General features: G+C 70.5%; 29 protein-coding genes. 19 read left to right on the forward strand and 10 right to left on the reverse strand.

Annotated elements, in window-relative coordinates; all coding sequences use genetic code 11:
• Positions 1–2 precede the first annotated feature (2 nt).
• From ABZS69_RS15810 to ABZS69_RS15820, 3 genes are all read left to right on the forward strand, one after another.
• Entirely contained in the window at positions 3–935 is a 933-nt protein-coding gene (locus ABZS69_RS15810) for a DUF58 domain-containing protein (RefSeq protein WP_355371969.1), read from the forward strand.
• A complete protein-coding gene (locus ABZS69_RS15815) occupies positions 932–1,879 on the forward strand; it encodes a VWA domain-containing protein (RefSeq protein WP_355371972.1) in 948 nt (315 codons plus the stop codon). The genes ABZS69_RS15810 and ABZS69_RS15815 overlap by 4 nt, the downstream gene beginning before the upstream one ends.
• 78 nt (positions 1,880–1,957) lie before the next feature.
• Positions 1,958–2,722 (forward strand): TSUP family transporter, encoded by a 765-nt coding sequence (locus ABZS69_RS15820; RefSeq protein WP_355371975.1) that lies wholly within the window; start codon positions 1,958–1,960, stop codon positions 2,720–2,722.
• Positions 2,723–2,731: 9 nt separating this feature from the next.
• Here the strand turns inward: ABZS69_RS15820 and ABZS69_RS15825 are convergent, their stop codons facing one another.
• Positions 2,732–3,568, reverse strand: coding sequence for an SDR family oxidoreductase (locus tag ABZS69_RS15825; RefSeq protein ID WP_355371977.1), 837 nt, complete (start codon positions 3,566–3,568; stop codon positions 2,732–2,734).
• A 78-nt stretch (positions 3,569–3,646) separates the two neighbouring features.
• Here ABZS69_RS15825 and ABZS69_RS15830 point away from each other — a divergent pair, with 78 nt between their 5' ends.
• The 5 genes from ABZS69_RS15830 to ABZS69_RS15850 all read left to right on the forward strand — a co-directional run bounded on the left by ABZS69_RS15830 (position 3,647) and on the right by ABZS69_RS15850 (position 6,689).
• Entirely contained in the window at positions 3,647–4,018 is a 372-nt protein-coding gene (locus ABZS69_RS15830) for a helix-turn-helix domain-containing protein (RefSeq protein WP_355371979.1), read from the forward strand.
• A 40-nt stretch (positions 4,019–4,058) separates the two neighbouring features.
• Positions 4,059–5,030: a YafY family protein gene (locus ABZS69_RS15835; RefSeq protein WP_355371982.1), complete on the forward strand. Its 972-nt coding sequence runs from the start codon at positions 4,059–4,061 to the stop codon at positions 5,028–5,030.
• Between the two features lie 63 nt (positions 5,031–5,093).
• Complete coding sequence (locus ABZS69_RS15840; RefSeq protein WP_355371985.1) at positions 5,094–5,741, forward strand: LysE family translocator; 648 nt, start codon at positions 5,094–5,096, stop codon at positions 5,739–5,741.
• Positions 5,738–6,472: an alpha/beta hydrolase gene (locus ABZS69_RS15845; RefSeq protein ID WP_355371987.1), complete on the forward strand. Its 735-nt coding sequence runs from the start codon at positions 5,738–5,740 to the stop codon at positions 6,470–6,472. The genes ABZS69_RS15840 and ABZS69_RS15845 overlap by 4 nt, the downstream gene beginning before the upstream one ends.
• A gap of 4 nt (positions 6,473–6,476) precedes the next feature.
• The gene (locus ABZS69_RS15850; protein ID WP_355371990.1) at positions 6,477–6,689 is read left to right on the forward strand and encodes a hypothetical protein; all 213 of its coding nucleotides are present in this window, start codon (positions 6,477–6,479) and stop codon (positions 6,687–6,689) included.
• On the opposite strand, the gene ABZS69_RS15855 is transcribed toward ABZS69_RS15850, so the two are convergent.
• Together ABZS69_RS15855 and ABZS69_RS15860 are read right to left on the reverse strand one after the other, a co-directional pair.
• Positions 6,686–7,108 (reverse strand): SRPBCC domain-containing protein, encoded by a 423-nt coding sequence (locus ABZS69_RS15855; RefSeq protein WP_355371992.1) that lies wholly within the window; start codon positions 7,106–7,108, stop codon positions 6,686–6,688. The two genes, ABZS69_RS15850 and ABZS69_RS15855, sit on opposite strands and share 4 nt — an antisense overlap.
• A complete protein-coding gene (locus tag ABZS69_RS15860; protein WP_355372513.1) occupies positions 7,105–7,440 on the reverse strand; it encodes a metalloregulator ArsR/SmtB family transcription factor in 336 nt (111 codons plus the stop codon). The genes ABZS69_RS15855 and ABZS69_RS15860 overlap by 4 nt, the downstream gene beginning before the upstream one ends.
• A gap of 65 nt (positions 7,441–7,505) precedes the next feature.
• Between ABZS69_RS15860 and ABZS69_RS15865 the strand changes: the two genes are divergently transcribed.
• Positions 7,506–7,847 (forward strand): VOC family protein, encoded by a 342-nt coding sequence (locus ABZS69_RS15865; RefSeq protein ID WP_355371994.1) that lies wholly within the window; start codon positions 7,506–7,508, stop codon positions 7,845–7,847.
• On the opposite strand, the gene ABZS69_RS15870 is transcribed toward ABZS69_RS15865, so the two are convergent.
• Positions 7,844–8,722, reverse strand: coding sequence for a hypothetical protein (locus tag ABZS69_RS15870; protein WP_355371997.1), 879 nt, complete (start codon positions 8,720–8,722; stop codon positions 7,844–7,846). The two genes, ABZS69_RS15865 and ABZS69_RS15870, sit on opposite strands and share 4 nt — an antisense overlap.
• Before the next feature lie 33 nt (positions 8,723–8,755).
• Between ABZS69_RS15870 and ABZS69_RS15875 the strand changes: the two genes are divergently transcribed.
• Positions 8,756–9,325: a CGNR zinc finger domain-containing protein gene (locus ABZS69_RS15875; RefSeq protein ID WP_355371999.1), complete on the forward strand. Its 570-nt coding sequence runs from the start codon at positions 8,756–8,758 to the stop codon at positions 9,323–9,325.
• A gap of 17 nt (positions 9,326–9,342) precedes the next feature.
• The gene (locus ABZS69_RS15880) at positions 9,343–9,876 is read left to right on the forward strand and encodes a pyridoxamine 5'-phosphate oxidase family protein (RefSeq protein WP_355372001.1); all 534 of its coding nucleotides are present in this window, start codon (positions 9,343–9,345) and stop codon (positions 9,874–9,876) included.
• 19 nt (positions 9,877–9,895) lie between these two features.
• Here ABZS69_RS15880 and ABZS69_RS15885 read toward each other — a convergent pair whose 3' ends face one another.
• The gene (locus ABZS69_RS15885) at positions 9,896–10,657 is read right to left on the reverse strand and encodes an SDR family oxidoreductase (protein WP_355372004.1); all 762 of its coding nucleotides are present in this window, start codon (positions 10,655–10,657) and stop codon (positions 9,896–9,898) included.
• 159 nt (positions 10,658–10,816) lie between these two features.
• Here ABZS69_RS15885 and ABZS69_RS15890 point away from each other — a divergent pair, with 159 nt between their 5' ends.
• Both ABZS69_RS15890 and ABZS69_RS15895 read left to right on the forward strand, forming a co-directional pair.
• Positions 10,817–12,136 carry a lanthionine synthetase LanC family protein gene (locus tag ABZS69_RS15890; RefSeq protein WP_355372007.1) on the forward strand — a complete coding sequence of 440 codons (1,320 nt, stop codon included), beginning with the start codon at positions 10,817–10,819 and terminating at the stop codon, positions 12,134–12,136.
• Positions 12,137–12,247: 111 nt separating this feature from the next.
• On the forward strand, positions 12,248–14,533 hold the full coding sequence (locus tag ABZS69_RS15895; protein WP_355372010.1) for a UvrD-helicase domain-containing protein: 2,286 nt from the start codon (positions 12,248–12,250) through the stop codon (positions 14,531–14,533).
• A gap of 274 nt (positions 14,534–14,807) precedes the next feature.
• Here ABZS69_RS15895 and ABZS69_RS15900 read toward each other — a convergent pair whose 3' ends face one another.
• Positions 14,808–15,146 carry a MarR family transcriptional regulator gene (locus tag ABZS69_RS15900; protein WP_355372013.1) on the reverse strand — a complete coding sequence of 113 codons (339 nt, stop codon included), beginning with the start codon at positions 15,144–15,146 and terminating at the stop codon, positions 14,808–14,810.
• A 213-nt stretch (positions 15,147–15,359) separates the two neighbouring features.
• Here ABZS69_RS15900 and ABZS69_RS15905 point away from each other — a divergent pair, with 213 nt between their 5' ends.
• A complete protein-coding gene (locus tag ABZS69_RS15905) occupies positions 15,360–18,599 on the forward strand; it encodes an efflux RND transporter permease subunit (RefSeq protein ID WP_355372016.1) in 3,240 nt (1,079 codons plus the stop codon).
• Between the two features lie 531 nt (positions 18,600–19,130).
• Here the strand turns inward: ABZS69_RS15905 and ABZS69_RS15910 are convergent.
• Positions 19,131–19,799 carry a DUF6082 family protein gene (locus tag ABZS69_RS15910; RefSeq protein ID WP_355372018.1) on the reverse strand — a complete coding sequence of 223 codons (669 nt, stop codon included), beginning with the start codon at positions 19,797–19,799 and terminating at the stop codon, positions 19,131–19,133.
• Between the two features lie 882 nt (positions 19,800–20,681).
• Between ABZS69_RS15910 and ABZS69_RS15915 the strand changes: the two genes are divergently transcribed.
• The 4 genes from ABZS69_RS15915 (at position 20,682) to ABZS69_RS15930 (ending at position 22,943) form a co-directional block, all read left to right on the forward strand.
• Positions 20,682–21,068, forward strand: a complete 387-nt coding sequence (locus tag ABZS69_RS15915) for a hypothetical protein (RefSeq protein WP_355372021.1) — start codon at positions 20,682–20,684, stop codon at positions 21,066–21,068.
• A 27-nt stretch (positions 21,069–21,095) separates the two neighbouring features.
• Complete coding sequence (locus tag ABZS69_RS15920; protein WP_355372023.1) at positions 21,096–21,383, forward strand: hypothetical protein; 288 nt, start codon at positions 21,096–21,098, stop codon at positions 21,381–21,383.
• 3 nt (positions 21,384–21,386) lie between these two features.
• Positions 21,387–21,596: a hypothetical protein gene (locus ABZS69_RS15925; protein ID WP_355372026.1), complete on the forward strand. Its 210-nt coding sequence runs from the start codon at positions 21,387–21,389 to the stop codon at positions 21,594–21,596.
• A gap of 921 nt (positions 21,597–22,517) precedes the next feature.
• Positions 22,518–22,943, forward strand: a complete 426-nt coding sequence (locus ABZS69_RS15930) for a hypothetical protein (protein WP_355372029.1) — start codon at positions 22,518–22,520, stop codon at positions 22,941–22,943.
• A gap of 476 nt (positions 22,944–23,419) precedes the next feature.
• Here ABZS69_RS15930 and ABZS69_RS15935 read toward each other — a convergent pair whose 3' ends face one another.
• The 3 genes from ABZS69_RS15935 to ABZS69_RS15945 all read right to left on the reverse strand — a co-directional run bounded on the left by ABZS69_RS15935 (position 23,420) and on the right by ABZS69_RS15945 (position 26,280).
• Entirely contained in the window at positions 23,420–23,638 is a 219-nt protein-coding gene (locus tag ABZS69_RS15935) for an EF-hand domain-containing protein (protein ID WP_355372032.1), read from the reverse strand.
• A gap of 302 nt (positions 23,639–23,940) precedes the next feature.
• On the reverse strand, positions 23,941–24,582 hold the full coding sequence (locus tag ABZS69_RS15940) for a CAP domain-containing protein (RefSeq protein ID WP_355372035.1): 642 nt from the start codon (positions 24,580–24,582) through the stop codon (positions 23,941–23,943).
• A 627-nt stretch (positions 24,583–25,209) separates the two neighbouring features.
• On the reverse strand, positions 25,210–26,280 hold the full coding sequence (locus tag ABZS69_RS15945; protein WP_355372038.1) for a DUF6348 family protein: 1,071 nt from the start codon (positions 26,278–26,280) through the stop codon (positions 25,210–25,212).
• A 140-nt stretch (positions 26,281–26,420) separates the two neighbouring features.
• Between ABZS69_RS15945 and ABZS69_RS15950 the strand changes: the two genes are divergently transcribed.
• A complete protein-coding gene (locus tag ABZS69_RS15950; RefSeq protein WP_355372040.1) occupies positions 26,421–26,702 on the forward strand; it encodes a hypothetical protein in 282 nt (93 codons plus the stop codon).
• Positions 26,703–26,799: the final 97 nt, after the last annotated feature.

The raw sequence follows: 26,799 nt of genomic DNA on the forward strand, positions 1-26,799 counted from the left end.
CTGTGAACACGGCGGAACAGGCGCTCAGGCGGCTGGAGCTGACGGTCACCCGGCGGCTGGACGGGCTGCTGCACGGCGCCCACCAGGGGCTGCTCCCCGGGCCGGGCAGCGAGGCCGGCGACAGCCGCGTGTACGTGCCCGGCGAGGACGACGTGCGCCGCATGGACTGGGCGGTCACCGCCCGCACGACCGTCCCGCACGTACGCGACCTGATCGCCGACCGCGAGCTGGAGACCTGGGCGCTGGCGGACCTTTCGCCCAGCATGGATTTCGGCACCGCCGACACCGACAAACGCGACCTCGTGGTGGCCGCGGTCGGGGCGATCGGGTTCCTGTCGAGCAGGATGGGCGACAGGTTCGGCGCGCTGGTGCTGCACGATGAGTACGTGCACCGCATGCCCGCCCGCACCGGCCGCCCGGCCCTCTACGGGCTGCTGCACTCGCTCATGGACGCCCCGCGCGGCCGGATCGTGCCCGACGCGCCCGACCTGGCCGAGGGCATCGACGTGCTGTCGGCCAGCCGCAGGCGGCGCGGCGTGCGGCTGATCGTCTCCGACTTCCTCGACGCCCGCCCCAGCCTCGACCCCGACGCCGAACGCCCCTGGGAGCGCCCCATCAGGCGGCTGGCGGCCCGCCACCAGGTGCTGGCGGTGGAGGTCATCGACCCGCGCGAGCTGGAGCTGCCCGACGTGGGGCGGGTCGCGTTCACCGACCCCGAGACCGGGAAAGTACGCGAAGTGCATCTTTCGCCCAAAGTTCGGCAAGCGTACGCGGAGGCGGCCGCCCTGCAGCGCGAGGGCACCCGCGTGGCGCTGCGCCGCGCCGGGATCGCGCACCTCGTGCTGCGCACCGACCGGGACTGGGTGTTCGACATCGCGCAGTTCGTCCTCCGCCAGCGCCGCATGAGCCATCTCGCCCACAGGAGACCTACGTGACATTCTTGGCCCCCGGCTGGCTTTGGCTGTTCCTGCTGGTGGGGCTGCTGGTGGCCGGGTACATCGTGTCGATGTTCGCCCGGCGCCGCTACACGGTGCGCTTCACGAACCTGGCCCTGCTCGACCTCGTCGCCCCCGCCGGCCCCGGCTGGCGCCGCCACGTCGCCCCCGCGCTGTTCCTCCTCATGATGGCGCTCCTGGTCGTCGGCGCCGCCAAACCCGCCGACCAGGTACGCGTGCCGCGCGACCGCGCCACCATCATGATCGCGCTGGACGTGTCGCTGTCCATGGACGCCGACGACGTCCAGCCCGACCGGATCAGCGCCGCCAAGGCCGCGGCGCAGGCGTTCGTCAAGGAGCTGCCGGACCGCTTCAACGTCGGCGTCGTGTCCTTCGCCCGCTCCGCCAACGTCGTCATCTCGCCCACCACCGACCATCAGGCCGTGATCACCGCCATCGGCACCCTCACCACGCGCCCGGGCACCGCGATCGGCGAGGCGGTCTTCAACGCGCTCGACTCGCTGCGCTCGTTCGACCAGCAGGCCGCCACCGACCCGCCGCCGGCCGCGGTCGTGCTGCTGTCCGACGGCGACAACACCTCGGGCAGGTCGGTGAACGAGGCCATCGACGCCGCCCAGCAGGCCCGCGTGCCGGTCTCCACGATCGCGTACGGCACCCAGGAGGGCACCGTCAACATCGACGGCCGGCCGGTGAACGTGCCGGTCAACAAGCAGACCCTGCAGTCGTTGTCCGACGGGACCAGCGGCCGGGCCTACACGGCCGAGTCCGGCAGCGAGCTGCGCGAGGTCTACGACCAGATCGGCACCTCGCTCGGCTACAAGCTGGTCAGCCAGGAGATCACCCAGTGGTTCATCGTGGCCGCGATCCTGGCCGGGCTGCTGGTGGCGGGCGCGGCGGTGCTGTTCGGCTCCCGGATCCCCTGACGTCACCCCTGCCCCCGAGCCGGTTGGTGTGCGACTTGTACACTCTTGGGGTTTCTTGGGGGAAATCGGGGGAGTGGCGTGCCGCTGGAGCAGGTCCTGGTGTTGCTGGTCGCGGCGGCAGGGGCGGGGTGGGTCGACGCCGTCGTGGGCGGGGGCGGGCTGGTGCAGCTCCCCGCGATCTTGATGACCGGGCTGCCCACCGTCGAGGCGATGGCCACCAACAAGCTGTCGTCCATCTTCGGCACCACCTCCGCGGCCGTCGCGTACGCCCGCTCCACCAAGATCGACCGGCAGGTGGCCCTCCCCGGCGCGGGGCTGGCGGTGCTGAGCGCCGGGCTCGGGGCGTCGGCGGCGGCGGCGATCTCGGCCGAGGTGCTGCGGCCCGCCGTCATGGTGGTGCTGCTCGGGGTGGCCGCGTTCGTGACGCTGCGGCCCGCGCTCGGGTCCGTGCCCGTGCCGCATCTGCGGACCAACGCCCGGGTGCTGGCCGCGGTGGCGGTGGCCGGGGTGGGGATCGCCTTCTACGACGGCATCATGGGGCCGGGCACGGGGATGTTCCTCATCGTCGCCTTCACCACCATCCTGGGGCTGGACTTCGTCTCGGCCTCCGCGTCCGCCAAGATCATCAACGTGGGCACGAACCTCGGGGCGCTGGTGGTCTTCGGGGTGCAGGGGCACCTGAACTGGGGGCTCGGGCTCGGCATGGCCGTGTGCAACGTGGCCGGCGCCCAGCTCGGCGCGCGGATGGCGCTCAAGCGGGGCACCGGCTTCGTGCGGATCGTGCTGCTGTGCGTCGTGGTGGCCCTGGTGGCCAGGCTGGCCTGGCAGCAGTTCGGCGGCTGACCGCGCGCTCTAGCCGAGCAGGGAGCGGACGTACTCGCCGATCGTCCGGGTGGGGCGGCCGATGAGGTCGCGCAGCGTGCCGGGGGTGTGGTCGAGCCAGCCGCGGGCGATGTTGACGTCCACGTCCGCCATCATCTCCGCGAACGGCCCGGGCAGCCCGGCGCCGGCCAGCACGCCCGCGTACTCGTCCTTCGGCAGGTCCTGGTAGACGACCTCCTTGCCGGTGACCGCGGCGATCTCGGCGGCCAGGTCGGCCCGGCTCCAGGTCGTGTCGCCGGACAGCTCGTACACCTTGCCGTCGTGGCCCTCGCCGGTCAGCACGGCGGCCGCGCCGGCGGCGTAGTCGGCGCGGGAGGCGGAGGCGGTCCGGCCGTCGCGGGCCGCGCCGTGCACGGCGCCGAGCTGCGGGGCGGCCGTGATCGCCGACTCGTAGACCTCGTTGTACCAGTTGTTGCGCAGGATCGTGTACGTCACCCCGGACGCCTTGATGTACTCCTCGGTCGCCCGGTGGTCGGCGGCCAGGATGGCCTCGGTGGTGTCGGCGCCGGGCGCGCTGGTGTAGACGAGCGTGGCCCCGGCCTCCTTGGCGGCGTCCACGACGGTGGAGTGCTGCTGCACGCGGTTGGGGTCGATGCCGGAGATGAGCAGCACCTTCGTGGCGCCCCGCAGCGCGCTCCTGACGGTCTCGGGCCGGTCGTAGTCGGCCTGGCGCACCTCGACGCCGAGGTCGGCGCCCTTCTCCGGGGTACGCGCGGCGGCGACGATCTGCTCGGCCGGGACGCGCTTCTTGAGGTCCTCGATCACCAGCCGGCCCAGCTGTCCGGTGGCCCCGGTCACCACGATCATGGTTTCTCCTATTCAGTACTGCCTCGATGGTTAGTACTTTCTATCAGAAAGTACTAACGAACGCGTACGCTGAATTCCATGGATGAGTTCGAAGAGCTGGTGGCCGATGTCTTCTCGCGCCGGTGCACCTCGCGCTCGGTGCTGGAGACGATCACCGGCCGCTGGGCGATCCTGGCGCTCGTGGCCCTGCACGAGGGGCCCTACCGCTTCAACGCGCTGCGCCGCCGAGTCGACGGGGTGAGCGAGAAGATGTTGTCCCAGACGCTCCACGCGCTCGAACGCGACGGCATGGTGCTGCGCGTGGCCGAGCCGTCGATCCCGCCCAAGGTCGAGTACAGCCTCACCGAGCTGGGCCGGGAGGCCGCCGAGCGGCTCGTCCCCCTCCTGGAGTGGGTGGAGGAGCGGATGCCCCAGGTGGTGACCTCCCGCGAGGAGTACGCCGCCCGCTGAACGGCCGCTCGCAGGCAGGAGGCTTTCCTAGAATGGGGCCATGCGCGCCAGCCGCCTGCTCTCGCTGCTCCTGCTCCTGCAGTCGCGCGGCCGCATGACCGCGCCGGAGCTGGCCGAGGAGCTGGAGGTGTCGGTCCGCACGGTCTACCGCGACGTGGAGGCGCTGTCGGCGGCCGGCGTGCCGGTCTACGCCGACCGGGGGCCCGCGGGCGGCTACCAGCTGCTCGACGGCTACCGCACCAGGCTCAACGGGCTGACCGCCGAGGAGGCGTCCTCGCTGTTCCTGGCGGGGCTGCCCGGCCCCGCGGCCGAGCTGGGGCTGGCCGAGGTGGCCGCCACCGCGGAGCTGAAGCTGCTGGCCGCGCTGCCGCCCGAGCCGCGCTCGTCCGCCTCGCGGATGCGCGAGCGGTTCCTGCTGGACGTGCCGAGCTGGTATCGCTCGGCCGACGACGTGCCGCACCTGAGCGAGGTGTCCGAGGCGGTGTGGGACCAGCGGCCGCTGCACATGACCTACCGGCGCTGGGGGCAGCAGGAGGTCGACCGGGTGATCCACCCGTACGGGCTGGTGCTCAAGGGCGGCTCCTGGTATCTGGTGGCCGCGCCGCCGGGCGGCGGTCCCCGCACCTACCGGGTGGCGCGGATCCTGACCCTGGAGACGCTGCCCGGCCGCTTCGCCTGGCCCGAGGGGTTCGACCTGGGCGAGTTCTGGCAGGGCTACGCCAAGGAGTTCCGCGAGCGGATGTACACCGCGGAGGCCCTCATCCGGCTCGCCCCCGGCCACGGCGAGCTGCTGGCGTACACGATGGGCCCCGACGTGGTCGGCGCCGCGCTGGCCGCGGCCGGCGAGCCCGATCCGGAGGGCTGGCTGACGCTGACGGTGCCCATCGAGTCACTCACGCACGCGCGCTGGCTGCTGCTGCGGATGGGGGCCGCCGTGGAGGTGCTGGGGCCGCCGGAGCTGCGGGCGCTGATGTGCGAGGCGGTCACCGAGCTGGGCAAGATGTACGGCTAGGGCCGCCGCCCGGGGCCGGTAAATCAGGCGACTTCGGGGCGCGGTTCTGCGAACATGCCGCGCATGTACCTTCTCGCTTTCGTGGGCGCGTGCGTCCTGGTGGCCATGGTGCCCGGGGTCAGCACGGCCATCATCCTGCGCCAGACGCTGCGCGCGGGCCGCGGCTCCGGCCTGGCCGCCACGCTGGGCAACGAGACCGGCATCCTGCTGTGGGGGCTGTCGGCCGCCTTCGGCCTGTCGGCGCTGCTGGTGGCCTCGCAGCTGGCCTATGACGTGATGCGCGTGGTCGGCGCCGTGGTGCTGGTCGTGATGGGCGCGCAGGCGCTGTGGCAGGCCCGCAAGGGCGCGCCGGCGGCCAGTGGTTCGGCCGGTGGTTCGGCCGGCGGCGAAGCCGAGGGGGCGGTGGTGCCGGGCTGGCGCGGGCCCTACCTGGCGGGCGTCGGGACGTGCCTGGCCAACCCGAAGGCGGCGGTGTTCGCGATGTCGTTCCTGCCGCAGTTCGTCCCGCAGGGGCAGAACGTGCCGGTCACGCTCGCGACGCTGGCCGTCGTGTGGGTGCTGGTGGACCTGGTCTGGTATGCGCTGCTCATCTGGGCGGTGGCCAAGGCCAAGGCGTGGCTGGACCGTCCCGCCGTACGGCGGCGGCTGGAGCAGATCTCCGGCGTGGTGCTGATCGGGCTGGGCGTGCGGCTGGTGGTGGACTCACGATGACGATCTGGTACGCCGAGCGCGGCGCGGGCGAGCCCGTGGTGCTGCTGCATTCGACGTCGGTCGACTCGGGCATGTGGGACGCGCAGGTGGAGGCCCTGTCCGAGCGCTTCCGCGTGATCACGGTGGACTTCCGCGGCTACGGGCGCAGCCCCTACCGGGCGGACGGCCCGTACAGCGACGGCGACGACGTCGCGCGGCTGCTGGCCGCGCTGGAGGTGAGCCGGGCGGCGCTGGTCGGCTCGTCGGGCGGGGGCCGGGTCGCGCTGGAGCTGGCGGCGGCCGGGCTCGCCGGCCGGCTGGTGCTGCTGAATCCCATCGCCGACCTGCCGCCCACCCCGGACCTGCGGGCTTACTGGGACGAGGAGGGGCGCCTGCTGGAGGCGGGCGACGTCGAGGGCGCGGCGGAGCTGAACGCGCGCACCCTGCTCGGGCCCGAGGCGTCGCGGGAGGCCTTCGGGCGCGTGGTGGAGATGCAGCGGCACGCGTTCGAGGTGCAGCTGGCCGCCGATCCGGAGCCGTCGCAGGTCGAGAAGGAGCTCGCGCCGGCGGAGATCGACGTGCCGGCGCTGGTCGTGGCCGGCGCGCACGACCTGCCGTACTTCCGGGCCAGTGCCCGCCACCTGGCGGGCGAGCTGCCGCGGGCGCGGCTGGTCGAGCTGGAGTGGGCCGGCCACCTGCCCGCCCTCGAACGTCCAGAGGAGATCAACCGGCTGCTCCTGGACTACCTTTAGGGGCATGACGAACGACCTGGCGACCCTCCTTCGGCAGGCGCAGGACGACGACCCGCTGCTGGCACTGCACGCCACGACCGCCCTGCGCCGTGAGATCGAGCGGCTGGAGGCCGTCCAGGTGCGCCGGGCCAGGGTGGCGGGGCTGGCCTGGGCGCAGATCGCCGTGGCGATCGGGGTGAGCAAGCAGGCCGTGCACAAGAAGTACGGCCGCCGCTAGCCCTTCCACCTGCCGGCGAACCAGCGCAGCGCGATGTTCCAGGAGTAGCCGCGCCGGATGCGCCCGGCCACGTCCGGGGGCAGCGTGTCCAGGCCGCGGTGCTCCAGCATCACCTCGGTGCCGCCCTCGACCGGGCTGAAGGCCACCTCGATCTCCATCCGGCCGCCCTCGTTGAGCAGGTCGGCCCAGACGAGGCGGCGCGGCGGCTCCCAGGCGAGGATCCTGCCGGTGTCGACGTGGCCGCCGTCGGACCACAGCTCGCGCAGGAAGCCGTCCTCGAAGCGGATGCCGACCGCGCGGTCCGGGTCGACCCAGCTGTGGCGGCCGCGCACGTACCAGCTGTCGATCTCGTCGGTGAAGATCCGGAACGCGGTCGCCGGGTCGACCGGCACGGTGACGCCGGCCCGGACCGAGCTCACCGGCCCCGCTCCACGTGGTCCTTGAACGAGCCGAGCTGCTCGGCCCAGAACGCCTGCACCTGGTCCAGCCACGCCTGCAGCGCCGCGAACGGCTCCTGGCGCAGCGTGTAGAGGCGCAGGCGGGCGTCGGCGCCGCCCGCCTCGGCCTGCACGAGACCGCCCGCCCGCAGCACGCGCAGGTGCCTGCTGAGGGCGGGGGCGCTCATCTGGACGGCCTGCGCCAGCTCGCCGGCCGGCCGCGGTCCTTCGCGCAGCAGGTCGATGACCTTGCGCCGGGTGGGGTCGGCGAGCGCGGCCAGCGTCGCGTCGATTTCGTTAACGTATGTGTTAATTGTTGCCTGCTTCCGTTAGGCTGTTAATCCTTAACGCTAGCGGCAATTATTGCGGAGGTTTGTACATGAGTGCCGAGCTGGGTTACTACACGCTGTCCGTGGCGGACCTGGACCGGGCGGCCGCCTACTACGGGGGGCTGTTCGGCTGGGAGTTCAGGCGCGAGCACGAGACGTACCTGCACGTCACGAACACGGCCGTGCCGATGGGGCTCGTCGCGCGCGGGCCCTCCTCGCAGCCGAACCTCTACTACCACGTCACCGACATCGACGCGGCCGTCGAACGCGTGCGGGAGCTGGGAGGCAGCGCCGGCACGGTGTACGACAGCAAGTCGGGGCGCGGCTGCGCGTGCGTCGACGACCAGGGCACGGAGATCAGCATCTGGCAGCCCGCCCCCGGGTTCGATTAGTCGGGGGCCTTGACGGTGGCGATGCCGAGGGTGCTGGTCATCGGCAGCAGCCCGGCCTCGAAGACCGCGCCGAGGAACGGCCCGGCGAGCCCGGCCAGCCGCTCGGCGCGCTCCTCGCCGAGCAGCCGCCACGGCTCGGCGGCCAGCGCGTCGGTCATCCGCTCGACCTGGTCGCGCAGCGCCAGCCCCTGCTCGGTGGCCTGCCCGTCGGGGCCGACCAGCCCGCGGGCGGCCAGCCGCTCCCGGGCGGCGTCCCACTCCTGCTCGCTCCAGCCGCGCCCGGCGAAGTTCGCCGCGGGGGCCGCGCCGATCGCGGCGAACGACACCAGCGACTCGCAACCGTCCAGCTCCGCGGCCTGCAGCGCGGCCAGGTGGCCGTCGCCGCGGTGCTCGCGCAGCACGGTGGCGGCCTGCCACAGGACCAGGTGCGGCTCGTCGGGCCAGGGCAGGTCCAGGTTGGCCGCGGCGAGCGGCCGTCCGGCCACGCTCACGCTCTCGGCGGCCCGCCTGGCCAGCTCCGCCGCCTCCGCCGCCTCGGCCGTCGTCACCCTGTCGCCCAGCAGGTGGCGGTACGTGCGGTCGACGGCGGTCATCCGGGCCTCCAGCACCTGCTCGGGCGGGGCGACCTCCCACACGGCGGGCACGTGCTCGGCGATCGTCCGCGGGCTGAAGCTGTAGTAGGCCGCGGCGGCGAAGTGGGCGCCGGCCCGCCCGAGCGGGGCCGTGCGGTAGGCGAAATAGCTCGGCCAGCGCGACTCCACGTCGTAACCGAGTGCGGCCGCCTCCTCGAACGCCTGGGGCGAGAAGTACAGCACCGCGTGGACCGGTTCGAGCTGGTGCCACATGCGGCGGGCAAGTCTGGACGGTGCGCTCATCGCAATCCCTCACTGTCTAGATAAACTATGCCAGTGACGATAGAGGCTTGGCGCATCACTGGTCAATCGCAAATAGACAGTTATGTCGGGAGGTGGGCGGAGCTGGCCGTCCTGCTGGTGAACGAGCTGGCCGTCACCCAGGCCCGGGGCCGCCCCGTGGAGCCGCCCGCCGACCGCCGGGCCGCGCTGGAGGCGGCGTTCGCCCAGCAGGGCTGGACCCCCAGCCGCGCGCTGACCGGCGCGGACGCCGACCGGCTCGCGGACGTGGCCGCCGAGCTCCACCCGGCCTTCGCCGGCGACGTCGCCGCGCTCAACGCGGCCCTCGCACGCCACGCGGCCGTGCCCAACCTGCACGGCGACCCGCCCGTCCTGGCCTTCCACGGGCCCGGCGCCGACCTGGTCGACGCCTGGGCGGCCGACGCCGGCACGGCCCTGGCCATGGTGATCGGCGTCGGCCAGAGCCGGCGGCTGCGGAGCTGCGAGGCGGACGGGTGCGAGCTGGTCTTCTTCGACGTCACCAGGAACGCCTCGCGCAGGTTCTGCGGCCTGTCCTGCCAGAACCGCGCCAAGGCCAGCGCCTACCGCGCCCGCCGCCGCGCCTGACCACGGGAGCCCGGCAGATGCTCCCGGCTCCCAGGGCGGGCGACCTGATTCTGTCGGTCGCGGCGGGCATGATGGCGGGCATGGCTTCATGGCAGGAGTTCGAGCGGCAGGCGCCGGAGCTGGCCGAGGTGGCGGGGCGGCTGCTGAAGGCGTACCGGCACAAGGTGCTGGCCACATTGCGCAAGGACGGCTCGCCCCGGGTCAGCGGCACCGAGACCATGTTCCGGGACGGCGAGCTGTGGACGGGGTCGATGCCGGGCGCGGTCAAGGCGTCCGATCTGCGGCGCGACCCGCGGATGGCGGTCCACGTCACCTCCCGCGACCCCGAGGGGGACGATCCGTCGTCGTGGGAGGGCGACGTGAAGCTGGCCGGGCGGGCCGTGGAGATCACCGACCGGGAGGTGCTGGCGTCGTTCGGGCTGCCGGGCGAGGAGTCGGACCTGTTCCGGATCGAGCTGACGGAGGTGGTGTGGACGCGGGTCGAGGGCGACGAGCTCGTCATGGACGCGTGGCGCGAAGGGGCGGGGGTGCGCCAGATCCGCCGCAAGTGAGCGGCCCACCCGGGCGGGGCTAGTGGACGGAGAAGCCGCCGTCCACGAAGAGCATCTGCCCGGTGACGAACGCGGAGGCGTCACCGGCCAGGAAGACCGCCGCGCCCGCGAAGTCCTCGGGCAGCCCGTTGCGGCCCACCATGTGACGGGCGGCGAGCGCTTCCACCCGGCCCGGGACGGCCTGGGCGGGCTCGGTCAGCGGGGTCAGCACGAAGCCGGGGATGATCGTGTTGACGCACACCCCGCGGGCCGACCACGCCTCGGCCTGGGAACGGGTCAGGCCCGCGACGGCGGCCTTGGCCGTGCCGTACGCGCCGCTGTCGCCGAAGGCGCTGATCGACTGCTGGGAGCCGAGGTTGATGATGCGGCCCCAGCCGCGGGCGGCCATCCTCGGGCCGAAGTGCTGGCCGAGGAGGTAGGGGGCGGTGAGGTTGACGGCGATGGTGCGCTCGTAGTCGTCGAGGGTGAGGTCGGCCATGGGCTTGCGGATGTTGTTGCCGGCGTCGTTGACGAGGATGTCGATGTCGCCCGCCGTGGCGCAGACCCGCTGGACGTCGTCGCGGTCGGCCAGGTCGGCGCTGATCCGCGAGGCGGTGACGCCGTGCTCGCGCAGGCGGGCGACGGCCCGGTCGAGCTCGCTCTCCCTGCGGGCCACCAGCACGACCTCGGCCCCGGCCCGGCCGATCGCCTCGGCGATGGCGTACCCGATGCCGGAGCTGCCGCCGGTCACCAGGGCGCGCCGGCCGTCGAGGGAGAACAGCTCCCGCAGATAGTCAGACATGCTCGGACAAGCTAGCACCCCGGGATGGGCGGCCCATCGCCCGGCTCGGCTGGGCGACGACCTGGTTTCTCCCGCTTGGACGCGGCAGATTGGCGGGCAGGACGGGATGGGGGAGAATGTGAGCCCGTTCACTCACTGGGAAGAGGCCTCGGGTGCGTCATGAGCCTGGATCCGACTCGCGCGTCCGGCGGCGGCGCCGGCACCCCGCTGAGCGCCGCGATCGGGGCCGCGCGGTGGATCAGGACGGCGGCCGCGGGTGACGCGCGGGCGCGGCACTGGGTGGCCAATCCCGACCCGCGGGGCCGCTCCGCGCTGACGCCCGAGCCCGCCTCCCTGTACGGCGGCGCGGCCGGCATCGTGCTGTTCTTCCTGGAGCTGGCCGCCGCGACCGGCCGGGAGGAGTACCTGGAGGACGCCCGCGCGGGCGTGCAGTACCTGGTCGAGGCCTGGCCCGGGGCCGGCGACGTGACGTTCCACCACGGGCTGAGCGGGATCGCGGTCGCGTTGTGCGAGGCCGGGTGGGTGCTCGGCGACGGTCTGGCCGAGGAGGCGGCCATGGCGGCGCTGGACCGGGTGGCGCGGGCGGCGCGGCCGATGGACGGCGGTCCCGGCTGGTCGGGGGACCCGGCGCAGCGGGGCGACGGCGGTGTCGTGCTCGCGCTGCTGCACGGCGCCTCGATGTTGAGGACGCCCTCGTACGGGGAGCTGGCGGCCGAGGCGGGGCTGCGGGCGGCGCGGCTGGCGGTGCCGGGGCACCGGTTCGGCGACTGCGCCGGCCTGCCGGCGGACGCGGTCACGCCGGGGTTCATGGCCGGCACGGCGGGGACGGCGTTCCTGCTGGCCCGCCTGTACGGGGTGAGCGGGGACACCCGGTTCCTGGAGGCGGCGCGCAGGGGCGCGAACTTCGTCCGCGGGGTCAGCGTGGTGAGCGGCCGGCGCGCACTGGTGCCGCATCACCTGCCGCAGGGGCGGGGGCTGCATTACCTGGGGTTCTGCTCGGGCTCCGCCGGGGTGGCGCGGATGTTCGTGGAGCTGTACCGGGCCGGGGGCGATCCGGCCGACCTGGAGTGGGCCGAGCGGCTGGCCACAGGGATCGTGACGAGCGGCGTGCCGGGCCGGCGGGTGCCCGGGCTGTGGGACACGGCCTGCCAGTGCTGCGGGCTGGCGGGGCTGGTGGAGCTGTTCGTCGGGTTGTGGGCGGTGACGGGGCGGGAGGCATACCTGAGCTTCGCCCGGACGCTGGGCGCGCATCTGGCGGGCAGGGCGAGCGGCGACGGCGGGCGGCTGCGGTGGTATCAGGCCTTCGACCGGGTACGTCCGGGAGAGGTCAGCGCGGACACCGGATACATGGCGGGCGCGGCGGGCATCGGCGCGGCGCTGCTGCATCTGGAGGCGGCGGCGCGGGGGCGGCGGGTGATCCTGCTGCCAGACAACCCGTTCCCGGCGATCCCGGCACCGGCGGGCACGCTGCCCGAATAGCACCTGGAAGACGGCAATGAGGAGATTGCGCGCACGCACGCGCGGCGTTAAGCTCGATTGCCCAATTTAGGCAAAGGCTCCACAATCCTCCAGTCAGGAGTATATCAGCAAATGGCTAATCGTCAAGATGGTCTTGCGGAAGCCCTTGACAGCGAACAGCGTACTGTGTCGTGGCTGTACGGCAGGCTCGACGTCGCCAGGGAGCAGGCCCAGGCGACACTGCGGGAGGTGTACGCCAGGGCCGGCGGCACCCGCCAGGCGATGGTCGAACGCGAGGCGTTGGCCTCGGAACAGGCCAGGAGGCTGGCCCAGCTGAACGCGGTCGAGCGGGGCCTGTGCTTCGGCCGCATCGACGACGGCGCGGGGCAGAGCACGTACATCGGCAGGATCGGGCTGCGTGACGAGGAGCACGAGTCGGTCCTCATCGACTGGCGGGCGCCGGCGGCGCGGCAGTTCTACCTGGCCACGGCCACCGACCCGGGCGGGCTGGTGCGCCGCAGGCACCTGCACCTGAAGGACCGCACGGTCGTCGGCATCGACGACGAGGTGTTCGACCTGGAGGGGATGAGCGACGGCGACCGGCGCGCGCTCGTCGGCGAGGCGGCGCTGCTGGCGGCGTTGCGCCGGGGCCGGACGGGCCGGATGGGCGACGTGGTGGCCACCATCCAGACCGAGCAGGACCGGGTGATCCGCGCCTCGCTGCAGGGCGCGCTGGTGGTGCAGGGCGGTCCGGGCACCGGCAAGACCGTGGCCGCGCTGCACCGGGCGGCGTACCTGCTCTACACCCACCGCGCCACGCTCGAACGGCGCGGCGTGCTGGTGGTGGGCCCCAACTCGATGTTCCTGCGCTACATCAGCCAGGTGCTGCCGGCGCTGGGGGAGACGCAGGTGGTCATGACCACGGTCGGGGAGATGTTCCCCGGGGTGCGGGCGAGGGCGGTCGACGCGCCGGCGACGGCGGTGGTCAAGGGCGACGTGCTGATGGCCGAGGTGGTGACCCGCGCGCTGGAGCTGCGCCAGCGCGCGCCCGAGGGCGACCTGGTGGTCGAGCTCGACGGCCTGAACCTGCGCGTGCCGCACGCGACGTGCGTACGGCTGCGCAACCGGGCGCGGGCGGTGCGGCTGCCGCACAACATGGCGCGCAAGCTGTACGTCACCGAGATGCTCAAGGAACTGGCCAGGGCCGAGACGCGGGCCCTGGAGGAGTCGCTGCACATCGAAGAGCTGGTCATCGAGGGCGAACCGGAGCTGGCGCAGCCGCTCGACCTGGAGGGCGACCTGGACGAGCTGGATCTGGAGCTGGCCTCGCAGCGGCTGTGGGGCGAGCCGGCGGTGCGGCGGGCCGTGGACGACCTGTGGCCGGAGCTGACGCCGCAAGAGCTGATCTCGCAGCTGCTGGCCTCGCCCGAGACGCTGTGGTCGGTGGCGCCGTCGGGGCTGGACTGGCAGGAATTGGTCCGCCCGGTGGACGCGCCGTGGACGGCCGGGGACGTGCCGCTGCTGGACGAGGCCGCCGAGCTGCTGGGCGAGGACGACTCGGAGCGCCGGGTCGTGGCCAGGCGGGAGTCCGAGGAGCAGGCGTCGGGGGAGCTGTACGCGATGGAGGTGCTGCAGACCACGGGGGTGCTGGAGGAGGGCATCTTCGACCGGGCCGACGTACTGGCCGGGCGGCACGCCGACGACGAGCTCGGGCTGACGACGGCCGACCGCGCGGCGGCGGACCGAACGTGGGCGTACGGGCACGTGATCGTGGACGAGGCGCAGGAGCTGTCGGCAATGGCGTGGCGGATGATCATGCGTCGGGTCCCGGCGAAGTCGCTGACCGTCGTGGGCGACCTGGCGCAGACGGGGTCGGCGGCCGGGGCGCGGTCGTGGGGGGAGGTGCTGGACCCGTACCTGGAGGGGCGCTGGCGCGAGGAGCGGCTGCTGGTCAACTACCGCACGCCGGTGGAGATCATGTCGGTGGCGGCGGACGTGCTGCGGGCCTTCGCGCCCGAACAGGAGCCGCCGGAGTCGGTACGCGAGGGCGGCTCACGGCCGCGCGCGGTGCGCCTGCCGGTGCCGGGGCTGCCGGGGCTGGTGGCCGCGGAGCTGGCCTCGATCGGCGAGGGCCGGGTGGGCGTGGTCACCTCGGACGCGCGGCACGCGGCGGTGGCCAGGCTGTTCCCCGAAGGCGACCTGGACGCGCCGGTGGCGGTGCTGACGGTGGGGCAGGCCAAGGGGCTGGAGTTCGACGCGGTCGTGGTGGTGGATCCGGCGGGGATCATGGGGCAGTCGCCGATGGGGGGTCAGGATCTGTACGTGGCGGTTACGCGGGCCACTCGGCGGCTGACGGTGGTTTATGAGGGGGAGTTGCCGGGGGTGTTGGCTCGGCTCACTTCGGAATCTACAACGTAAAGGCACCGGGGCCAGGTTCGCCTCGGCCCCGCACGTCGGCCCCGCACGTCGGCCCCGCACGTCGGCCCCGCGCGTCGGCCCCGCGCGTCGGCCAACAGGCGGGACCGTCGTCGGGGCGTGGTCGTGCACCCGGCGGAAGCGCCCACCGCGCCAGGGGAGAGCTTGCCGTCCCCGCAGAGGGGGTTCGCTCTCGGCTCTCCCCGTGCGGAAGGTTCCGCGGGGGGCTCGGCTGGAGGGCCGTCGACGGTGGGGTGGTGGAAACCCGTGGCGGGGGTCAGACGTTGTAGAGCTTGTCGGCCACCGCGCGGATCGTGCGGGTGATGTGGTCGAGGGAGCGAAGGGTCTCGGTGTCGAGGTGGTCCAGGATGCGGCGGTAGTGCTCGAGCCCGGCGTTCTGGAGCTCCTCGACCAGGGCGGCGCCGGCGGGGGAGAGCTCGGCGCGGCGGACGCGGCGGTCCTGGGGGTCCTCGTGGCGAGTGACGAGGCCGTGGGCGACGAGGCGGTCGACGAGGCCGGTGACGGTGCCGAGGCTGACGCTGAGGTGGTGGGCGAGCTCCTGCCCGGAGGCGGAGCCGTTGACGGCCAGGAGCATGACGACATGCAGTTGTCGCATCGTCAGATTGGAGGTGAACAGCGGGGACTGATGCTGGGCGAACAGTCGCCCCATGCCACGCTGTGTCTCGCTGATTCGACGGATCAGGTCTTCGCGTTCGTCGCTCACACTCACCTCTCGCTTCCTGAGAAGGTTATCAGGAAAGCTCAATCTGTCTAAATATTCGTTCAAGGCGAAGTGTTAGTCTGGGGCGAACTCTTGGAGGGGACGCCTATGACCGCATTCGCCCGGTTGAGCTTGGTCAACCGCAGCCTCGTGATATTGATCGCGCTCGTGCTCAGCGCGTTCGGCGCGTTCACGATTCCGCAGTTGAAGCAGCAACTGCTGCCATCTTTGAGCTTCCCTGGCGCGTTCGTGGTCGCGGCGTATCCAGGTGCCTCGCCTGAGATCGTCGAGGACCAGGTGACGAAGCCGATCGAGGACTCGTTCCAGGGCCTGGAAGGCATGGAGCAGATGACCTCGACCTCGAAGGAGGGCCTGGCGCAGATCCAGGTGGCCTTCGAGTACGGCACGGACGTCGAGTCCTCGCTGAACAAGATGCAGCAGGCCATCACCCGGGTCGCGCTCCCTGACGGGGTGGATCCGCAGGTCGTGGCGGGCAACACCGACGACATCCCGGTGGTCGTGCTCGCGGTGGGCGACGGCGGCGACGAGCGGGCGATGGCCGACAAGCTGCGCCGGATCATGGTGCCGGAGCTGCAGAGCGTGGAGGGCGTACGGGAGGCGTCCGTCACGGGCACCCGCGACGAGGTCGTGACGATCGAGCCGGACACCAAGAAGATGGCGAAGGCCGGGGTGTCGGCCGCGCAGATCCCCGACGTGCTGAAGGCGAACGGCACGCCGATCCCGGCGGGCGCGCTGACGGCCGACGGCAAGTCGCTCACGGTGCAGGTGGGCACGCGGGTCGACTCGGTGGCCAAGCTGAAGGACCTGTACCTGACCCCGGCCCAGCCGGCGGCCACCCAGCAGCAGCCCAGCCAGGCGCAGGCTCAGGCACGCCCGCAGACCGGTCAGGCCGGTCGGCCGGGCCAGTCCCAGGCGGCGCTCGCGCAGCAGCAGGTGGTCAAGCCCAAGCCGCTCAAGCCGGTCAAGCTGGGCGACGTCGCCGAGATCAAGCAGGGGCTGGCGGACGCGACGACGATCACCCGTACGGACGGCAAGACGAGTCTGGGCGTGTCGGTGACGATGGTGCCCGACGGCAACGCGGTGTCGATCTCGCACGACGTCCGTGAGAAGCTGCCCGAGCTGACCAAGGCGCTGGGCGACGGCTCGGACACGGCGGTGTCGGTGGTGTTCGACCAGGCGCCGTACGTGGAGGAGTCGATCCGGAGCCTGACCACGGAGGGCCTGCTGGGTCTGGCGTTCGCGGTGCTGGTCATCCTGGTGTTCCTGCTGTCGGTGCGTTCGACGCTGGTGACGGCGGTGTCGATCCCGCTGTCGGTGGTGATCGCGCTGATCGCGTTGTGGGCGGGCGACTACTCGCTGAACATGCTGACCCTGGGCGCGCTGACGATCGCCGTGGGCCGGGTGGTCGACGACTCGATCGTGGTGCTGGAGAACATCAAGCGACATCTCGGGTACGGCGAGGCCAAGCTGCAGGCGATCCTGGCGGCGGTCCGCGAGGTGTCGGGCGCGGTGACGGCCTCGACGCTGACGACGGTGGCGGTGTTCGCGCCGATCGCGATCGTGGGCGGCATGGTGGGCGAGCTGTTCCGGCCGTTCGCGATCACGGTGGCGGTGGCGCTGCTGGCCTCGCTGGTGGTGTCGCTGACGGTGGTGCCGGTGCTGGCGTACTGGTTCCTGAAGGCGCCGGACCTGACGCCGGAGCAGGCGCGCAAGCAGCGCGAGGAGGCCGAGGCCAAGGAGCTGCGCTCGCCGTTGCAGCGGGCCTATCTGCCGGTGCTGCGGTTCGCGACGCGGTTCAAGCTGGTGACGATCCTGATCGGCGTGGCGGTGTTCATCGGCACGATGGGCCTGGCCGGCGGGCTGCAGACGAACTTCCTGGACTCCTCTGGCCAGAACACGATCTCCCTGTCGCAGAAGATGCCGGTCGGTACGGACCTGGCGACCACGGACAAGGCCGCCAAGCAGGTCGAGGGCGTGCTGAAGGGCCTGGACGGCGTGGAGACGTACCAGGTGAACGTGGGTGGCGGCAACGCCATGCAGGGCGGCGCGGTCGGCGGCGGCGCGGACCGGGCGTCGTACTCGGTCACGGTCAAGGAGGGCGCAGACCCGGACAAGGTGCAGCAGCAGCTGCGCGAGCGGGTCGAAGGCCTGTCGGGGATCGGCGAGGTCACGGTGGGCGGCGCCGGCGGGGGCGGGTTCTCCTCCGACACGATCGACGTGATCGTGCAGGCGCCCGACGCCGAGACGCTGCGTACGGCGACCGACACGGTCAAGACCGCGATGGGCGAGGTGTCGGGGCTCACCGAGGTGTCCTCCAACATGGAGGCCAGCGCGCCGCGCGTCGAGGTCGTGGTGGATCGGCAGGAGGCCGCGGAGCGCGGCCTGTCTGAGGCGCAGGTGGGGCAGGCGGTGGCGCAGGCCTTCCGCGGCGCGCCGCTGGGCCAGATCAGCCTGGACGGCCGCTCCAGCGACCTGGTGCTGCGCGGCGCGGACGCGCCGGACGACATCAAGGCGATCAAGGACCTGAAGCTGCCGACGGCGGCGGGCATGGTGAAGCTGTCGACGGTGGCGGACGTCAAGGAGGTGGCCGGGCCGACGCAGGTGACGCGGATCGACGGCGAGCGTTCGGCCACGGTGTCGGCCAAGGCGGCCGACTCCGGCGACCTGGGCACCGTGACGCAGGCGCTGACGACCAAGATGGACGGTCTGACGCTGGCCGCGGGCGCCACCTATGAGATCGGCGGCGTGTCGGCCCAGCAGTCGGACGCGTTCTCCGACCTGGGGATGGCGATGCTCGCGGCGATCGCGATCGTCTTCCTGATCATGGTGGCGACGTTCCGCAGCTTCGTCCAGCCGCTGATCCTGCTGGTGTCGATCCCGTTCGCGGCCACGGGCGCGATCGGGCTGCTGGTGGGCACCGGCACCGCGCTGGGCGTGCCGGCGCTGATCGGCATGCTGATGCTGATCGGCATCGTGGTGACCAACGCCATCGTGCTCATCGACCTGATCAACCAGTATCGGGAACAGGGCATGGACGTGGTGGAGGCCGTCATCGAGGGCGGCCGGCGCAGGCTGCGGCCGATCCTGATGACGGCGGTGGCCACGATCTGCGCGCTGACGCCGATGGCTCTGGGGGTGACCGGCTCCGGCGGGTTCATCTCGCAGCCGCTGGCGATCGTGGTCATCGGCGGCCTGATCAGCTCGACGCTGCTGACCCTGGTGCTGGTACCGACGCTGTACACGATGGTGGAGCGGGCGAAGGAGCGGATGCGGCGCAAGCCGGCCGAGCCCAAGCACGAGGCGAAGGTCCTGACGCCGACCTCCTGACAGCGGTAGCGCCCTTGCCCGGCGGGGTCCACACCCCGCCGGGCAGGTGGCCGAACGGCGGCTGGATCACAGATCCTGACGTGTCCGGGAGGAGCTTCCAGCGCACGATCATGGCAGCCGTCTCTTGCGGTCAGAGCGATCCTCGTCTGGAAGTACTCCCGGTTCGGCCGTGAACCGGATGGGCAACCAAGCTCAACCCAGCCAGGCTCGAAGCGGCAGGCGGCGAACTGGTCTCGGCCGCGGAAGAGGTGGACGCCACCGCTGCGGTCGGTAAGTTCACCCGCGACATGCTGATGGAGCTCGCTGGCCCGACGCAACTTCTGAAGGTGTCGCTGCCGCGTTGCAGACCCGCGCCCCGGAGGCTGCAGCCCTGTACGAGGTCGCCGGCCCCGAGCTGGAGCAACTCGCCGAGATCACCACCCGCTTGGGCGAGGCCCTCTGTGTCAGTCGCGGGGGAGAGTCGGATGGCGAGTCCTGTGAGTGATTACGCCAGATGGCGTAGGTCGTGTGCGATGCGTGGCTTTCGAACGGCTATCGGAGCCGGCCTATCGCGACACCGACGGCCAGTGCGGCTCCTGTTGCCGCAACAGCGCACCATCGCCTTTTAGGTGATGAGGTCTTCGGAAGAGATATCGGGACTGCGGCTACGCGAGTGGCGTGTGCCAGTTCTTCATCCAAGATCCGAGGAAAGGTGCGGGTTCGGACATTGCGCTGATCGGCTCTGTAGCCTTCGCTGTGCTCCATCCAATGCCGCCTGCCCGCCTCTCCCTCGAAGAGGCCTGAAGCAAGCCGACGGATTTCTGCGTCATCCATCAGCCCGAAGTTGTGCATCGAGCGCCACTGCTCGAGCCAGAGGTTGGTAAGGATGCGAAGCCGGAGGGGCAGATCGTCCTCTGGGCCGCGCCACGGGGTCCCCTCGAACTGCACCAGCTTCGGATCGTCGATGACAAGCTTCGCGAGCTCCAGTTGCGTTAGGCGCCAGGTCTGCTCGCTCGCAAGGCGGACGCTGCGGGCCTGGATGAGCGTCGATACCATGACGCCGACCAGGGACAACGCTGTGAGCAGCGCGGCGACGGACCCGTACGCTTGCCCGATGTTGCTGAGAAGTACCCAATCCAGTCCGGGGATGGATTCTGCGAGAATGCTCGCGGCAAGAGGTGAGAGAAGTAGCAGTGTTCCGCCGAGGAGCGCGCCTGCCACGGCAGAGAGCGCGAGTGTCGTTCGCCGAGCCCTACGCGTCATGGGCTGTGTCTCCCTCGGTTGAACTTAGTGGGCCTTCATGTTCTCTCCGCTGGCCCCTCTTGTGGGGACAGAACGGTAGGCCACCTCGTAATCAGCACCTGCGAGCTGGCCGAGCTCGCGACGGAGGCCCGCCGTGCGGGGCGACTGGTCGCCCCATGTCGCGGGTGCTGTGCGAGTACGTGCGGATCGTGGGCGAATGGGTCGACGACGCCATAGAGGCCGTTGGACTTGTCATAGCTTGACAACCGTGTGTGCCCTCATGATCGGTTTGGGATTCGTGTAGATATGTCTGGTTTCCTCCTGTGTATACGATTCAGGCGACGCGCTGAGAGCGTCGCTCCCGCGTGAACGTGACGCCTCCCACACCTCGGTCTGAATACCCCCAGGAACCATCAGGTCTCAGATTCCTTGATCACGAGCTAGGCCCCTGGAGCCCTCTGTCTCCAGGGGCCTTTCGCATGCCCTCACCAGCGCCGAAAGGCCTCTCTCCGGCTTGGACAAGGGCCCTCGCCTGCTGACGTACCGCCTGCATCCAACCCTGCGGATCCGCATCGTAGAGCTCGCACTTCTCCTGCCAGAGGGCGAGTCCATCACGGATGTCGTCGAGCGAATGAACCCGTCCGCCTTCGCCGGAGGTTCCGTGCCATACGACGCCGGGACGGCTTGGATCACGACAAAGATCGAACCCATGCAGGTACTGCAGAGCCATGAGGACCAGGGGAGGGCAGTCGGCGGATGCTCCCTCGCCCTCCACCCAGGAAGCCGCCCATGCATGTACGGCCTCACGGGTCACGTCACCCGCTGCCAGCGCTCGCCATCGAGCAGCCACATCCTCACGGCTTGGCGGTGGCAGCGGAGTTTCGGGATCGCTCATGCGCCCACCATTTCAGCCATGCAAGCCATGGGGCCACACCGCTCAACCTCTTGATCACCCAGGGCAACCTGCTTCTGAAGCGGTTCGAGCTCGGCCAGCCGTACACCAGCGACCTGTACGGCCCGAGTTCATCCGGGCGATGCGCGAACTCGGTGCGTTCAGTGGGGACCGGGCCCTGGCCGGATCATCCGACCGGCACCCTCGGCGGCGAACTCGTCATCGGCCGGACCTTTGGCGTCTTCTCCGCCGAGATCGCGATCGGCACCGCCGGCGCAGATCACACGCTGGCCGCCCACCTGCGGGTGTGGCCGTTCGGGGCGCTGTACCTGCACACCAATCACCTCGGCGTATGACTGCAACGCCGCCTCATCCCCGAGTGCTTGACCTCCCGCGTGCTCAACCTCTCGATCGGCGAGTGGGAGATCCGCTGGCAGTGCCGGGCCGGAGAAGGCGAGTGGTCGCGCGATGACCCGTGGTGGATGCACGGCCGTATCAGCCTCGACCTGCTCCGGGTGCTGTTCGGTCCGAGGCGGTACTCCTACGAGACGGTGGACGGGCCAGTGCTCGGCTGGGTGGAAATGCCCGAGGGTGACACCCATCAGGTACAGCAGACCCTCCAACGCCAGCGGCTGGGCCGACCCCGCCTCAAGCGCGCGAAGTGGGCGTGAGTCGTGAAGTTGGACACCCCGAACGGCGGCATCCCCACCAAACCGCACAGCCAGAACCGCGTCACCAGCTCGGCCGTGAAGGTGTCCGATGAGGCGGTCGAGAGCCGGCCTTGGGACGTGCTCGCCTGTGCGCTCCTCGCTCGCAAACTGGGCGAGGACCGCACCCGTTATGGCTACCGCAGCGTGGAGACCGGACGAGGCGGCCATGGCTGACGTCTGATATCTGGGTCGCCACCCGTACGGCTGGCTGCTCGGCTTGCGAGGGTCACCGGGTGGGCGGCCCGCCTGAGAACTGCCAGAGTCTTCAGCGATCAGCTCAAAGGCTCTGGACCTCGGCCTGCCAGGCATCTATAAGAGCGGTGGGCGTGAAGTCTAGAGCGATGTTCGACTATCGCCAGATAGTAGGGCTATATCCGGTGAATACCACCTTACGATTGTCGCCGACATGCACTTGCGCGACCGCATAATAGCGATACTCGGCCTGGCTCATCCCGACGCGAATGGGGCCATGGTGGCCAGGATCGCAATAGTATGTGCCCGTTGGTGCGACCGGGTCTCCCCCTGGCCCGAAGATCCGCAATGTGATGTAGCAAAGGCTGCCACGATCGCCCAGACGGTTAACGTAAATGTCTGGGTAGGCCCATGCGCCGTCCCGGCTGACGCAGACTCCGATACTCCAACCGTTCTGGGTGGTGTCGCGGCAGCCGCCACCGCCGGCTGCGAGTGCTGGGCCGGCGGCAACAATGGTTGCTGGCACCACAAGCGCTATTCCCGTAGCCGCCGTGGCGATCCTGCGCGTGATGACAGAGAAGGCTCTGATCCTAGTCAACTTGAGCGACATCCCTTCTGGATCCGATCCGCTGTCATTGCGGTTCTTTTTGTGCATTGGAAACCCTCTTCCCTGGCAGGGTGCCGGGGGAGTTGGCAGCATCATCGTACGAGGGATAAGGGAAGGTAACACCCTTTGCACAGAGGCGAGAAGGTGCTGGCCACGGCGAATTTCAGCGCGCTACCCGGGGCACCCTCTATACCCTCTCAGCGATTGCCGCTCAGCTTGCCAGAAAAGTGCGCCGTACATATGTCCGTGCCGCAGCGCCCGCGCGCAGCTTTCGAAGCAACTCTCTGAGGGGTGCGGTGCGCGCCGAGATCACAGTTTCATCTCCGGTCAAGCGGAGTGTACGAGTTCTTCAACTCCAAGGGCTGTTCGATGTGCCGCTCGACGCCAGACTGGCCAGCTCGTGGAGAGTGCACCTGCCCATCGAGGTGCGGCCGTGGAACGTCGGCCTGCTCGTTGGCCCGTCCGGCGTAGGGAAGAGCCCGATCGCCCGCGAGCTCTGGCCGGACGCCCTTGTTGGCGCCCAGAGCCGGCGTGACCAGGCGCTGGTGGGCGACTTCCCCAAAGGCATGTCCATCAAGGACGTGGTTGAGCTTCTCAGTGCGGTCGGCTTGCCGTCGCCGCCGGCGTGGCGCAGGCCTTATGCGACGGGGAGGCGTTTCGTGCCGGGCTGGCCAGGGCAGGCGGCAGCTCGTCGCGGTGACATGCCACTACGACATGACTGATTGGCTGTAGCCGGACTGGTGTACGACGTCGACACTGCGGAGTTCTCGCGGAGGTCGGTTCAACCCCGGCCTCGGCTCCGGCTCGACGTCCACGAGGTCGACCGATCGATCTGGCGGATTTTAGCCGCCATCACTATCTGACATCCGAGCTGTACCGCGGAGCGCGGTGCTACGCCGGATATATCGCCGGAAACCCGGCCGGGTTCGTGTCGTACCGGCATTTTCGCCACCCGCACACCCGGAACCTGGAAATGGAGCATCGGCTGGTCGTTCTGCCCGTGCCGACGCTGTACACGATGGTGGAGCGGGCGAAGTAGCGGATGCGGCGCAAGCCGGCCGAGCCCAAGCACGAGGCGAAGGTCTTCACGCCGACGTCCTGACAGCGGTAGCGCCCTTGCCCGGCGGGGTCCACACCCCGCCGGGCAGGTGGCCGAACGGCTGTGGGAGAGTGATCGTTTACGGTAGGTAAGCGCGCGTCACTTGTTCCAGGCCACCAGGAACTCCGCCAACGAGATGCGCCCGTCCACGTCCCCATCGTGCTCGTCCGAGACCTTGAAGATCGAGTCGAGTTCGGCGTCGGTGACCTCCTCGCCGCGCGCGTTCATGGCGAGTGCGAACTCCGCGCGCGTGATATATCCGTCTCCGTCGCGGTCGAACTCCTGGAACGTGGCGGTTGAGTCGTCAAGATCCGGCATGGGTGACCTCTCATCGTGCGATTCATGCGACGTACGGACAAAGCAACATCGAAGCACGAGCTGGTACCCCACACGAGGATGACGGGCCCGAAGACGCCGCTCAGCCGAGGTCGGCGCAGATCACGCACCGGCTTCACCTCCCGCGTGATCAACCTCTCGATCGGCGACTGAGCGATCCGCCGGCAGTGGTGGGCCCGCGAGCACGAATGCTCCCGCGACGATCCCAGACCGTACAGCCGGAACGCGTCACCGGCTCGGCGGTGAGGGTGCCCCATGAGGCGAAGGCCCGTTCGTGACGCGGCCTACTGCTGGCAGCGTCCGAAGGTCACGACGAAGGTGCCCCCGTCCTTCAGCCCGACTTCGTCCCTGTGAGCGGATCGTCCCGTTGCCCAGTATCCGAAGTGCGTCATCGAGGGATCCAACACGATCTCTCGGTGACCCCGATCGCTGACGTTCACCCACCAGTTGACGGCCCGGCTCGGCGTACCCCTGCCTTGCGCGCCGGCGTAGGTGATCTCGGAGAAGGCCCACGAAGTGGGGTTCGGGCAATAGCCCGCGGCTCGGATGCGGGTCTCCGGCGTCGACTTGGTCGAGGGGTTGTTGTGGGTTCCTCGGCCGTCGTTCTTGTCCCACCACTGCAGGGCGGCGGATTCACGCGCATGTTTCTGTGCCGCACGGTCAAGGGGTGTCTTTGCGACCAGGGCCGGGAGCCCCTGCCTGGCGCGCTCAGCGTTGATGAGACACCCCACCGCCTGACTCATCCGTGAATTCGCCCCTACGGCGATCCTGCTTCTGGGATTGGTGACCTCGTTCCAAGGCGACTCGTTGGAGTAGCGCTGCAGGTTGAACGTGCTGTCACACGTTGGCGCCGCCGCCACCGGTGCGGCTGTGGTTCGTGTCGCGGCCTTGGCGAGCTGAGTCGGCGCCGTGGGCGCGAGCGCCACGACTATGAGAGCTCCTGCGGCGAGTCCGGCCTTTGGTTTCCGCACGGCGAGCTCCTTTCGTATGCGGGAGGCACATTGATTGCGTCCCGTGACTGACTGAGCTCAGGGCCGACGGTCGTCCAAGCGACCATCGGCCACCGCGCACTGTCCCCGTCAGGTCCAGGAGCATGCGGATTGTCCGGCGTATTTCCACAGGTCAGGATCGATTTTTTGTGGACCGTTGCATCCGCCCGCGGCTACCACAGACGAGCAATCTGTCAGAACTTCACCTGCTCGTGGTGCACCGATTTGAGCGCGCTCACCTGGCAGGCAGGATGACCGAGCACGACGCTGGGCGGGCGCTTTCGTAGGTCCGCACCCCTTGTTGGAGGAAAACCCATGCGCGGAGAGTCCATCGGCTACTCCAAACCCGCGGGTCACCGCGGCCACCCTCTTGTCTCGGTGTGCTCGCGGTCCTGAACGTTCTGCAGGCGATCAACGCCTCTCAGCTACGCATCGGGATATGCGGCCAAGCACCACCTCTGCGAGCGGGCGGCACGCCGAAGCGGACGGCCGAGCAGGGCCGCTGGAAGGCGCCGACCAGGGGGCTTACCGCCTTGGCGAGCGTCCTGGCGGCTCGGCAGGACGCTACGCCTGGTCGACAGGCGTGAGCAGGCCGAAGATGCGTACCGCGAGCCTCCCGTGGGGTAGCGGTGCCTGGCTGCCCGCGACCAGCGCCTCGCCACCGGGCCACTGCTCGCTGTCCAGCAGCACCTCGTTGGTCTGCAGCCGGCCGTCGTGGTAGGCGATGAACAGGCGTAGCCCGTGGACCTTCCGCGTGAGCGGTTCGGCGCGCAGCACCTCCAGCAGCCGGTCGAGCAGTGGCCCGACGGATGGCACCGACCGGTCGGTGAACAGGTTCATCTGGGCGCCCAGCACCAGTTCGAACGTGCCGCTCGGGTGTTCGTAACGCTCGCGTTCGACCTGGTCGGGGGCGGCGCCGGGGCATAGGAGGCCGTCGACGATCGGGTGCAGCGCGCCGAGCCTGAACCTGTTCACCGCTTGGCCGATCGCCTCGCGCCAGGTGGTGCCGTGCCCGGCGAAGCTCTCCACCAGCCATGGCCTGGCCAGCGCCGGGTGTGAGACGGCGAAGTCGACCTGAGCCATCACCACGCCGGCCGGTGCGGGGTGGACGAACAGCTCCGCGCCGACCTGCGTCTCGCCGTTGAGCGGTACGCCGTGCCCGCGGAGGAAGTCCTCGAACGCGGCCTGCGGCGAGGGTATGCCGCCGTCACCCTGCTCGACCGGTTCCAGGTCCTTGACCAGGGTGGTTTCGCCCAGCATCAGGTCCGACAGCTGTGATCCGGCGTGCAGCGCGTTGTTGATCGTGTTGAACTCGCTGCCACGCATCGCGATCCGCCCGACCTCGTCACGGCCGGCCCGCTGCGCACGGCGCAACGCCACCATGAACACCGGTTCGGCCGAGAGGCTCACCCGCCCGCCCGGGGCCATCAGCCCGTCCGGGTACGAGACGTCCGGCAGCAATCGCCGTGTGTACGCCATCGGCAGGAAGGTCAGCAGCCGCTCGGCCAGCCACGGCTCGACGCCGGCCCCGGTGAGCCGCTCCCATACCTCCTCGTCATGCGGCGGCTGCTCACCCGCGCAGAACGCGGCGATCCCCACCTCGACAGCGGCATCAAACCCCGTTGATCCGATCATGGTGCAACGCTACGGCGTGTGGGCGGCACCCCGGGCCAGAGGTGGCGCCCTTGCGCGGTGGGGTCCGGACCCTGCCGGGCAAGGGTTTTCGGCATTCCTGCGGTTGCGTGCTCCGTGATCTCCCGCCGTAGAATTCGGGTATGTCCGCTCGGAGCGCCACGAAATGGGGCGCGGCCCTCGGTGTGGCGGCGCTGACCCTGGTGACGGGGTGCGCCAACGACGATGAGATCTACGTCTCCAACTTCAGCGATTCACACGGCAGAGCCTGCACGTTCGTCTACACCGCCCGCGAGGGTGAGGGGTGGACCGGAAGCCGCGATGTGGACGTCAGCCAGCTCGACTGCGAATACCCGCCGGCCGGCCGCACCCCGGGCCCGCCGACGACCACCCACCTGGAGGCCACTCCCAGTCCCGGGAAGTGAGGCCGGAGCCCGGTTCGTTCGTTCTTCCGTCGCTGGTCGTGTCTCCTCTGGCGGACAGCTGCAAGGCCCCCTGCTGGACGCGTACGTCGCCTGCCTG

The sequence above is a fragment of the Nonomuraea sp. NPDC005650 genome (assembly GCF_040605375.1).
Lineage (GTDB): Bacteria > Actinomycetota > Actinomycetes > Streptosporangiales > Streptosporangiaceae > Nonomuraea.